General features: G+C 70.9%; 9 protein-coding genes. 7 read left to right on the forward strand and 2 right to left on the reverse strand.

Annotated features, from left to right (window positions below; all coding sequences use genetic code 11):
* The first annotated feature begins 18 nt into the window (after positions 1-18).
* From M0R80_17795 to hflX, 4 genes are all read left to right on the forward strand, one after another.
* The gene (locus M0R80_17795; protein ID MCK9461487.1) at positions 19-1329 is read left to right on the forward strand and encodes a carboxypeptidase-like regulatory domain-containing protein; all 1311 of its coding nucleotides are present in this window, start codon (positions 19-21) and stop codon (positions 1327-1329) included.
* Between the two features lie 156 nt (positions 1330-1485).
* Positions 1486-1920 carry a hypothetical protein gene (locus M0R80_17800; protein ID MCK9461488.1) on the forward strand — a complete coding sequence of 145 codons (435 nt, stop codon included), beginning with the start codon at positions 1486-1488 and terminating at the stop codon, positions 1918-1920.
* 26 nt (positions 1921-1946) lie between these two features.
* Positions 1947-2996: a beta-N-acetylhexosaminidase gene (nagZ, locus tag M0R80_17805; GenBank protein ID MCK9461489.1), complete on the forward strand. Its 1050-nt coding sequence runs from the start codon at positions 1947-1949 to the stop codon at positions 2994-2996.
* Entirely contained in the window at positions 2915-4639 is a 1725-nt protein-coding gene (gene hflX / locus M0R80_17810; GenBank protein MCK9461490.1) for a GTPase HflX, read from the forward strand. The genes nagZ and hflX overlap by 82 nt, the downstream gene beginning before the upstream one ends.
* Positions 4640-4643: 4 nt before the next feature.
* On the opposite strand, the gene M0R80_17815 is transcribed toward hflX, so the two are convergent.
* Entirely contained in the window at positions 4644-6467 is a 1824-nt protein-coding gene (locus tag M0R80_17815; protein MCK9461491.1) for a right-handed parallel beta-helix repeat-containing protein, read from the reverse strand.
* Positions 6468-6582: 115 nt separating this feature from the next.
* Between M0R80_17815 and M0R80_17820 the strand changes: the two genes are divergently transcribed.
* Both M0R80_17820 and M0R80_17825 read left to right on the forward strand, forming a co-directional pair.
* Complete coding sequence (locus M0R80_17820) at positions 6583-7671, forward strand: hypothetical protein (protein ID MCK9461492.1); 1089 nt, start codon at positions 6583-6585, stop codon at positions 7669-7671.
* 4 nt (positions 7672-7675) lie between these two features.
* Complete coding sequence (locus tag M0R80_17825) at positions 7676-8380, forward strand: type 1 glutamine amidotransferase (GenBank protein MCK9461493.1); 705 nt, start codon at positions 7676-7678, stop codon at positions 8378-8380.
* On the opposite strand, the gene M0R80_17830 is transcribed toward M0R80_17825, so the two are convergent.
* On the reverse strand, positions 8352-9119 hold the full coding sequence (locus M0R80_17830; GenBank protein MCK9461494.1) for a site-2 protease family protein: 768 nt from the start codon (positions 9117-9119) through the stop codon (positions 8352-8354). The two genes, M0R80_17825 and M0R80_17830, sit on opposite strands and share 29 nt — an antisense overlap.
* A 118-nt stretch (positions 9120-9237) precedes the next feature.
* Here M0R80_17830 and M0R80_17835 point away from each other — a divergent pair.
* A partial coding sequence (locus M0R80_17835; GenBank protein MCK9461495.1) for a GTP cyclohydrolase II occupies positions 9238-9928 on the forward strand: 691 nt, incomplete at its 3' end.

The following is a 9928-nucleotide window of genomic DNA, read 5'->3' on the forward strand; positions in this document are numbered from 1 at the left end:
CTCGCTCTGGAGGTCATCATGAGGATTCGCAGGACGGAACGGCTCATCGTCGCGCTTGCCGCCGGGCTCGCGCTCGCGGCCGCGGGGTGCGAGGGCACGGGGCGCGCGGACGACAACGGAGGGGACACGGACACCGACACGGACGCCGACACGGACACCGACGTCGACACGGACGCGGATTCCGACACCGACGCGGACGGCGTCGGCGGGGTCCAGGGCACGGTCATGGCCCCCTCGGGCGCGTTCCCGATCCCGGGCGCCCTCGTCTACGTGACCCACGCCAGCGGGTCGCTCATCGAGGACAACGCCTACTGCTACGAGTGCGACGACATGACCGGCAAGAAGTGGACGCTCTCCAACCCGGACGGCACCTTCTCGCTCAGCGGAGTTCCTGCCGGCGAGTGGAACCTCGTCACGCGCAAGGGGTTCTTCCAGCGGGAGCGCGAGATCACGGTCTCGGCCGATCAGGTGCTCGACGTCCCGGTCGAGCTGACGACGCTGCCGCCCGAGAACAGCGACGACGGCTCGGACGTCATCCCGAGCTACGCCGTGCTGCTCAACTCCTACGACCGGTCCGAGGACATGCTCGCCAAGCTCGGGATCGCGGAGCTGGGCGGCGACGGCCACTGGGTCCCGGGTACGGAGAGCTTCGACGCCTACAACGACGCGTCGTCCGCGTCGTCCGCCGTCGGCGAGTCGGTCACCCTGTTCGACGCCCAGGAGAACCTGGACCAGTACCACATGATCTTTTTCCCCTGCATGTGCAACGGGATCTTCACGGGCACCACCGCGGCGCGCCAGGAGATGCTGCGCAACTACGCCGAGGCGGGCGGCAAGGTGTACTCGTCGTGCTGGGCGTACAACTGGACCCAGGCGCCGTTCCGGGAAGGGTCGTTCCCGTCCTACCAGGAGGTCATCGAGTACGGCGGCGACATCGGCGAGGGCTCTGCCTACGAGACGACCGGCAGGATCGAGGACGAGCAGATGCGCGCCTGGCTCGGCGTGGTCGACAGCGGAGACAGCCCGGACGCCTTCCCGTTCACCGGCGCCTGGACGCAGCTGTACGGCGTCAACGACCTCGACAACGGGTTGGGCCTCGAGGAGGACGGCTACGTCATCAAGCCGACCGTCTGGGTCACCGACCAGGACTACTTCGACGGACAGCCGATGACCGTCACCTTCCCGTGGGGCTGCGGCAAGATCTTCCACACCGTGTACCAGGTCGTCGAGTCCACGCCGTCCACTTCGATTCGGCCGCAGGAGTTCGTGCTCCTCTACCTCATCCTCGAGGTCGGCGTGTGCGAGGGCGAGTACGAGGATCCGGAGTAGGGCGACCCGCCTCCCGCCTGATCGCAACACCTCGTAAAAATAGTGGGAAACCGGACCGCTCGGCGGTTTTTTCATGAATCCCCTCAGGCAGAATGTATACTCGCCGGGACTGATTTTTACGGCGCAGGACGGCGCCGTTCGCACGGAGGTTCTGGAATGCGCGCGATCATGATGGTGCTCCTCGGGGCGGTTTTCGCGTTCTCCACGACCGCCTTCTCTGGCTGCACGGGCGAAGATGGGAGATCGGACGCGGACTCGGATTCCGACTCGGATACGGACTCGGATTCCGACACGGACACGGACACGGACTCGGACACGGACACGGACACGGACGCGGATTCGGACAGCGACACGGATGCGGACTGTACGTCGTGCCACGGCTTCCCGCCGACGACGGGCTTGCACGGCTTGCACGTCTCCCACGGGGTGTCCTGCTCCGAGTGCCACTCGACCTCGGTGAGCTCGTCCGACGAGATCATCGCCGACGGGACGCACAACGACGCCTCGAACGACGTCGATTTCTCCTCAGGCGGCACCTGGAACGGGACGACCTGCTCCGACATCGGCTGCCACGGGCCGTACAACTGGTAACCGGGAACACCGCCGGTCGCGTCGTCATCGCCGGGTTCGACGGAACGTCGCTCCCGGACGACGTCGCGGCGCTCCTCGGCCGCAGGGCGCTCGCCGGGATCGTGCTGTTCCAGCGCAACCTCGAGGGCCCCGCGCAGGCGGCCGCCTTGATCGACGAGGCGCGATCCGCCGCGCCGAGCGGTGCGGAGCCGATCGTCGCCGTGGACCAGGAGGGCGGACGCGTCGCGCGCCTCAAGGAGCCGCTCGTGATCCTGCCGCCGGCGAGAGCCGTCGCGGCGCTCGGCGATCCGGAGCTGACGCGTTCCGCCGGCCGGCTCGTGGGGATCGAGCTCGCGGCGCTCGGCTTCTCGCTCGACTTCGCGCCGGTGCTCGATATCGACACGAACCCCGCGTCCCCGGTGATAGGCGATCGCGCGTTCGGCGGCGATCCGGAGACCGTGATCCGACACGGCCTCGCGTTCGCGCGCGGGCTGCGCGAGGGCGGGGTGCTCCCGTGCGGCAAGCACTTCCCGGGCCACGGCGACGCGGCGATCGACAGCCACGTCGGCCTGCCGCGAGTGGGGCTCCCCGCCGAGCGGCTGCGGGCCGTCGAGATGGCGCCGTTCGCCGCGTACGCCGCAGAGCGGCTCGGGCCGATCATGACCGCGCACGTCGTCTACCCGGCGCTCGACCCTGACGAGCCGGCCACGGCGAGCCGAGCGATCCTCACGGACGAGCTGCGCGGCCGCCTGGGGTTCGAGGGCGCGCTCATCACCGACGATCTCGAGATGGGCGCGGTGTCGCGGGTGGGCGGACCCCCGGCCGCGGCGGTTCGGGCGATCCGGGCCGGCGCGGACGGCCTCCTCGTCTGCCGCGACCGCGAGGTGCGCGAGGCGGTCGTGGAGGCCGTCGAGCGCGAGGCGCGGGACGACGCGGCGTTTTGCGCGCGGCTCGCGGAGGCGGCTTCGAGGGTCGGCGCGCTCGAACGCCCGAGGGCGCGCGCGCACGGCCCAGAATGGCTGGGCTCGGCGGAGCACGCGGCGCTTCGCGACGCGATCGCGCGGCGGCTCGGCGCAGCGGCTTCGGTGCGCCCGTGACCCCGCGCGGCAACCTCACCGGGCTCGCGCCCGCGGAGAAGCGCGCGCTCGAGCGGCTCGGATCGCGGCGCCTCCCCGCGTCCCGGATCATCACGCCGGAGATCGCCCAGACGATGGCGCTCCTGTCGCGAGAGATCGGTCGGCAGATCGGGCTGTTCATCGACCGCAACGGGCAGATCACGGACGTCGCGGTCGGCGACGCCTCGCGGATCGAGCTGCCGGACTTCGGGCGGCTGCGCGCCGGCGAGCACCGCTTCCGGGGGCTCCGGTTCGTCCATACGCATCTTCGCGCCGAGCCGCTGAGCCGGGACGACCTCACGGACCTGACGCGCCTGCGCCTCGACATGATCGCGGCCGTGGGGGTGACGTCAGAGGGCAGCCCGGGCGCCGTGTACCTCGCGCACCTCCTGCCGCCCGGCGGCGACTCCCCATACCGACTCCTCGGCCCGCTCAACCTCGGCATGCTCCCGGCCGACTTCCTCGGGCTGGTGACCGCGCTCGAGGAGGAGTTCGGCCGCGTCGCCGGCGCCCGCGAGGTGCGTGCGCCCGAAGGACGCGCCGTGCTCGTCCACGTCACGACGGACAGGCGGCGGACGGCCGAGGCCGAGCGCGCGCTCGACGAGCTCGCGGAGCTGGCGCGGACCGCGGGGGTCGCCATCGCGGACCGAGTCGTCCAGGTGCGCGACAAGCCGGATCCGCGGTTCGTCATGGGCAAGGGGAAGCTCGAGGACATCACGGTGCGCGCGATGCACCTCGACGCGGAGCTCCTGATCCTCGACTGCAACCTCGGCGCGAACCAGGCGCGGGCGATCGCGGAGGTGACGGAGCTCAAGGTGATCGACCGCACGCAGCTCATCCTCGACATCTTCGCGCAGCGCGCCCACTCGCGGGACGGCAAGCTCAAGGTCGAGCTCGCGCAGCTCAAGTACCTGCTGCCGCGGCTCGGGGCGCGCGACGACTCGCTGTCGCGGCTGACGGGCGGCATCGGCGGGCGGCGCGGCCCGGGCGAGACGGTGATGGAGATCGGGCGCCGGCGCGCCCGGGAGAAGATCGCCCGGATCGAGAAGAAGCTCGATGGTCTCGGCAAGGGGCGCTCCCAGCGACGGGCGCTGCGCCGCAGGAGCGCCATCCCGATCGTGTCGATCGTCGGCTACACGAACGCCGGCAAGTCGATGCTCCTGAACGCGCTCACGAACTCCGACGTGCTCGTGGAAGACAAGCTGTTCGCGACGCTCGACACGGCCAGCCGGAGGCTGCGGTTCCCGCGGGAGCGCGAGGTGATCGTCACGGACACGGTCGGCTTCATCCGGGATCTGCCGCGGGATCTGCTCGACGCGTTCAAGGCGACGCTCGAGGAGATGCGGGACGCCTCGCTCCTGCTCCACATCGTCGACGCGGCCGATCCGGCGCGCGCCGAGCACGTGAGGTGCGTCGAGCAGCTGCTCGTGGATCTCGAGCTGCACGAGACGCCGCGCCTCCTCGTGATGAACAAGGCGGACCGCGTCGATCCGGCCGCGATCCGGTCCGAGGTGGAGAGCCTCGGCGCGGTGCTCGTCTCGGCGCTCGACCGCTCGACATTGGCGCCGCTGCTCGAGCGGGTCGAGGAGCGCCTCTGGGCGAGGGGCGCGGGCGAAGGGCGGTGAGCCGTCACATCTGGAAGTCGTAGGCGCCCATGTCGGAGGCGACGTCCGGGAGCCCGGCGTCGGCGATATCGATCCAGTCGTTGCCGTCCGCGTCCGCCTCCGGGGACGCGACGTCGTCCGCCTGGTCGATGCACGGCGATCCGGACTGCAGGTGGTAGTCGCCGTAGCTCCACGCGTCGTCGCTCGTGTCGTCCGGCGTGCCCGGATCGAGCCACTCGCCAGGCGCCTGGAACAAGGGATCCTCGTCGATGACCTGGAGCCCCTCGTACCCGCCGAGCACGTCGCAGAACGCGACCTCGGTCTCGCTCCCCTTCTCGTCGAAGATCTCCCCGCCGAAGTCGGCGTAGATGATGTCGTTGAACAGCTCGACCTCGGAGAGATCCGCGTTGTACACGCCGCCCGCCAGCTCCGTCGCGCGGTTGCCGTGGAACACCGTGTTCACGTACGACACGACGGCCCGCGCGCCGTTGAACGCGCCGCCCCCGCGGCCCGCCTCGTTCCCCGTGACGAGCGAGCTCGTGATCACCGGAAAGTCGTGCTCGATGAAGAAGCCGCCGCCGTCCACGCCCGCCGCGTTCGCGGCGACAAGGGTCGCCTCGACGGCGCTGTCGCTCCACGCGAGGAACAGGCCGCCGCCGTGCTCGGCCGCGGAGTTCTCGATGATCCGCGAGCCCGAGAGCGCGAGCTCCGTGTCGTAGCTGTACACGCCGCCGCCGCTGCCGTACGCCGCGTTGCCTCGCACCGTCGCCCCCGCGAGCGCCGCGAAGCCGTGCAACCCCGAGAGGCCGCCGCCGTTGCGGACCGCGGTGTTCTCCTCGAGCTTCGAGTCGGTGACCTCCGGGCGGCAGTTGTCCACGAAGAGGCCGCCGCCGTCGCCCTGCGACAGGTTGCCCACGACGGTGGTCCCGACGAACGTCGGGCTGCACTCCCCGAAGACCGACTTCAGGTATACGCCGCCGCCGTCCCCGGAAGAGGTGTTGTACCGAATCGCGAGGTTGACGAGCTCCGCGGTGCCGTTGAGCACGAACAGCCCGCCCCCGTTCTCGGCGGCGTTCTGTTCGAGCACGCAGCTCTCGAGGCGCGGCATCGAGTCGTACAGGAACACCGCGCCGCCGTCGATCGCCCGATTGCCGCGGAACGTGCAGTTTCGGACGATCGTGTGCGAGGAGTTCGAGTACAGGCCGCCGCCGCGGTGGTGCGGCGTATCGCCGTTCGCGTTGCCGCCGGTGATGGTGAACCCGTCGAGCTCGCCGTAGTCGGCGCCCATCACGACGTGGTACGAGGCGTTGATCTCGAGCTCGTCGCGGCCGTCGAGAACCGTCTCGTTCGAGATGATGTCGCGCTGGTCGCGAAGGGTCTCGTCGCCGGCGAAGCCGCCGTAGACCTGGACGTTGGAGCGCAGGTAGATCGTGTCGGTGAGGGCGTCGACATAGGACCTGTACGTGCCGGTCGCCACCCAGACCTCGCAGGAGCCGAGCAGCTGCGCCGCGGCGTAGGCCGAATCGATGCCGTCCTGGATCTTCGTGAACGCGTCGTCCCAGCTCGTGCCGCAGAGCGTGGCGTCGGCGTCCCAGTCGACGTAGCGGATGCACCGCCCGAGGTCGTCGGTGAAGATCTCGGGACACTCGTCCGTGTCGCCGTCCGAGTCCGCGTCGCCGTCGCCGTCCCCGTCCGAACCGGTGTCCGTGTCGGTGCCGGTCTCGCTGTCCGTGTCCCAATCCATTTCGTAGAAGGGGTACGTGTAGTTGCGGTCCTCGCACCCCGGACCGGCCGAGAGGAGCGTCGCGCAGAAGACCCAAAACACCCGTGATTTCGCCGTTGTTCTCATTTTTGAACGCCTACCCGCCGTTCGGGCTGGGGATCTCGGTCCCCAGCACGGTTTAATAATAGCAAGCCGCATGCCATAGGCAACAACTGCGCGCCGCCATGTTATGCTCCCCGCCATGTGGTCGGCGCGTCTCCTCTTCCCTCTGCTCGCGGCGGCGATCTTCTCGATCCTCTGGCCCGGCCGCGTGCGCGCGGACGACGCCGTCTGGCCGCAACCCGCCTTCGTCGAGCCGCCGCTCACTTCGGACGGCGGCCACCTCCTGGAAGGTACCGCGGCGGCGCCGAAATGGTCCTGGCACGCGAAGATCGACGTCCGCTGGCTGTACGGCGTCGGGATCGCGGATCGGGCGCACCAGTCCCGCGCGGATCTGGCGTTCGGGCTGGGGTTGCCCGCACACCTCGAGGCGGATCTCGCGCTCCCCGTGGGCGTGACCGCCGGGGCGCGCTCCGCGGGCGGAGCGGGCGACGACGCGTTCGAGCTCGTCGGCATGGGGGAAGACGGCCCCGGGATCGGCGACCTGCGCGCCGCGCTGTCGTGGGGCGTGCTGTCGGCGGAGTCGGGCGGCATCGGGCTCCTCTTCCGTGCGGCGGCGATCGTGCCGACCGGGGCGCACGAACGGCTCCTGGGCGAGGGCGGCCTCGGGGGCGAGGCGCTCGCGTCGTTCGCGCTGCAGGTCCTCTCGACGCGCGTCGGCCTGAACCTGGGGTACAGGATCCGCCCCGAGCACTCCGCGCCCGGCTCGCGTTTCGAGCAGGACGACGACGTCCTCTGGCGGTTCGGCGTGCGCGTGCCCCGCGAGGGCGACGTCGCGTGGTCGTTCGAGGCGGCCGGCGCGATCGGCGTGGCGACGACCGAGGGCAGTTGGCCGAGCGCAGGATCGCGGCCGGTTTGGCTGGGCGGCGGCGTCGATTTTCCGCTCGGCCAGCGCCACAGGTTCGGGCTGCTCGCGGGGTTCGGCGCAGGAGAGGTCGCGCCGCTGTTCTCGATCGCCGCGCGGTTCACCTTCGTCCCGGTGATCCCGGACGAGGACGGCGACGGCATCAGCGGCGGCGCCGACGAGTGTCCGATCTTCGCCGAGGATCCGGACGGTTTCGAGGACGAGGACGGGTGCCCGGACGGGGACAACGACGGGGACAGCTTCCCGGACGACGAGGACGCGTGCCCGAACGCCGCGGCCGGGGAGACGTCCGAGGACGGGTGCTGAGGCCATGAACGCGCGGGTCCTGATCGTCGACTGCTGCGTCTACCCGGACATCTACCGTCCCGTCGATCACTGGCGCGCGCTGCTCGGCGGCGCTCCGGCCGACAGCGTGTACCTTCCGTCGGGCGGGGCCGCGCCCGACCTCGCGGCGTACACGCACGTCGTGCTCACCGGTTCCGAGGCGTCGATCGTCGCGCCCGAGCCCTGGTACGAGGTCGAGATCGAGCTCGTGAGGCGCGCGGCGGCGGCGGGCAAGGCGATCCTCGGGAGCTGCTTCGGCCACCAGATGCTCGCACTGGCGCTCTCGGGACCGCGGCACGTGCGCGCGTCCGCGACGCCGGAGCTCGGGTGGGCCGCGATCGACGTCGTGGCCGCCGACTCGCTCCTCGCCGGGCTGCCCGATCCGTTCCACGCGTTCGTCGCGCACTTCGACGAGGTTGTCGATCCGCCCCCGCCGTGGCGCGTCCTCGCCCGGAGCGCGGGCTGCGCGGTGCAGGTCATGCGCCACGGCGACGAGCCGATCTGGGGCGTGCAGGCGCACCCGGAGATCGATCCCGCGACCGGCCGCGCGCTGCTCGAGGGGCTCGCGGCTGCGGCGCCCGGGAAGGCCGGGATCATCGGCCGCGCGCTCACAGGGACCCCGCGCGACGACGGCGTCGCCGGCGAGATCGTGCGGCGGTTCCTCAGTCTTCCGGATCCTTGCGCGAGATGACCTCGGCCTTGCCGCCCTGGATCACCACGACGCCGCCCATTGGACCGCGTCCCGCCGCGCCGCGCTCCGCCGCCTCGCGCATCCAGGCGATCCGCTCCTCGGAGCCGGCGCCCATGAAGACGAACAAGGCGATGAAGCCGAGCATGAGATCGCCCGCCCAGATGGCGTAGACCATGCCGGCGATCGCGAGCCCGCGCCCGATGCGCACCGCGATGCGCGTGGCCGAGAGGTAGTCCCGCTTCAGCGCGAGCAGCCCGCGGAGCACGCGGCCGCCGTCCATCGGCAGCGCCGGGACGAGGTTGAACAGGCCGAGGATGACGTTCATCTTGATGAACACGCTCGCGGCCGCCACGGCGACGGGCGACATGAAGAGGCTCGGGACGAGCAGGAGCACGTACGCGGCTGTGGCGAGCGCGATCGACACGGCCGGACCTGCCGCGGCGATCGCGATCTCGTGCACCGGCCGCTTCGGGAGGTTCACGATCCGCGCGACGCCGCCTATCGGCAGGAGCACGATGTCCTCGGTGCGCACGCCGAAGCGCCGCGCGACGAGCGCGTGGCCGAGCTCGTGGGCGACGACCGAGCCGAACAGGAGCACCGTGAGACCGAGCGCCAGCGCGATGCCCGCGAAGTCGCCGCTCTCGACCGTCGAGAACGCGAACAGCGGCACGATCGCCATCGAGAAGTGCAAGCGGATGGGAATCCCGAACAGGGATCCGATTTTCAGCGACCAGCGCATGGCACCGTGCTCCTCGCCCCACGCAATGTGTATCCACGATGCCGCGCGGGTCAACCGCGCGCTTTGATCTTTCGGCCGCGCGGTGTATGAAACGCGGGCATTCGACTGGAGGCGCGCGGTGTTCAGCTACGTGGATCCGAAGATCAGGGAGCGGCTCGAGGCCGATCGCCGGCTCGCGCACCTCGACGCCTCGGGACGGCGGATCGACGGCGGCGGCGGGGCGCCGTACCTCTCGATGCTCGGCCCGATCCCGTTGCCGCGGCGGGTGAACGGCGGCACGCGGATCGTCGAGTGGTACCCGTTCGTGCGGCGCGTGGAGCTCGGCCGGGTGTTCGACGCGGCGTGCGCCGGGCGCGCCCCGGGGTCCGAGGCGCTGCGCGATCTCCTGCAGGCCAACATGTCGGTCAATTCGGTGCTCGCCACGGAGGGGTTCGCCGGGGTCGAGGCGCCGCTCGTCCGCGTGCACTCGAGCTGCGTGACGGGCGACGTGTTCGGCTCGATGCGGTGCGAGTGCGGTCCGCAGCTCGACGCGGCGTTCGAGAGGATCGCGGCGGAGGGCGGCGGCGCGATCGTCTACATGTCCGGCCACGAGGGCCGCGGCATCGGCCTGTGGGCCAAGGCGGTGACCTACCTCCTGCAGGACGAGGGTCAGGACACCTACCAGGCGAACGTCTCGCTCGGGCTGCCCGAGGACTCGCGCGACTTCACCGACGCGGCTGTCGTGCTGCGATACCTGCTCGGCGGACGGCCGATCCGGCTCCTGACGAACAACCCGCTGAAGCGCGAGCAGCTCGAGAGCGCGGGGCAGC

The organism is Pseudomonadota bacterium, from assembly GCA_023229365.1.
Classification (GTDB): Bacteria; Myxococcota_A; Polyangia; order JAAYKL01; family JAAYKL01; genus JALNZK01.

Excerpts from the sequence above, each read along its gene's own strand:
- M0R80_17815 (MCK9461491.1), bottom strand. The coding sequence starts at position 6,467 with ATGAGAACAACGGCGAAATCACGGGTGTTTTGGGTCTTCTGCGCGACG.
- M0R80_17820 (MCK9461492.1), top strand. The coding sequence starts at position 6,583 with ATGTGGTCGGCGCGTCTCCTCTTCCCTCTGCTCGCGGCGGCGATCTTC.
- M0R80_17825 (MCK9461493.1), top strand. The coding sequence starts at position 7,676 with ATGAACGCGCGGGTCCTGATCGTCGACTGCTGCGTCTACCCGGACATC.
- hflX (MCK9461490.1), top strand. The coding sequence starts at position 2,915 with ATGGCTGGGCTCGGCGGAGCACGCGGCGCTTCGCGACGCGATCGCGCG.
- M0R80_17795 (MCK9461487.1), top strand. The coding sequence starts at position 19 with ATGAGGATTCGCAGGACGGAACGGCTCATCGTCGCGCTTGCCGCCGGG.
- M0R80_17800 (MCK9461488.1), top strand. The coding sequence starts at position 1,486 with ATGCGCGCGATCATGATGGTGCTCCTCGGGGCGGTTTTCGCGTTCTCC.
- M0R80_17830 (MCK9461494.1), bottom strand. The coding sequence starts at position 9,119 with ATGCGCTGGTCGCTGAAAATCGGATCCCTGTTCGGGATTCCCATCCGC.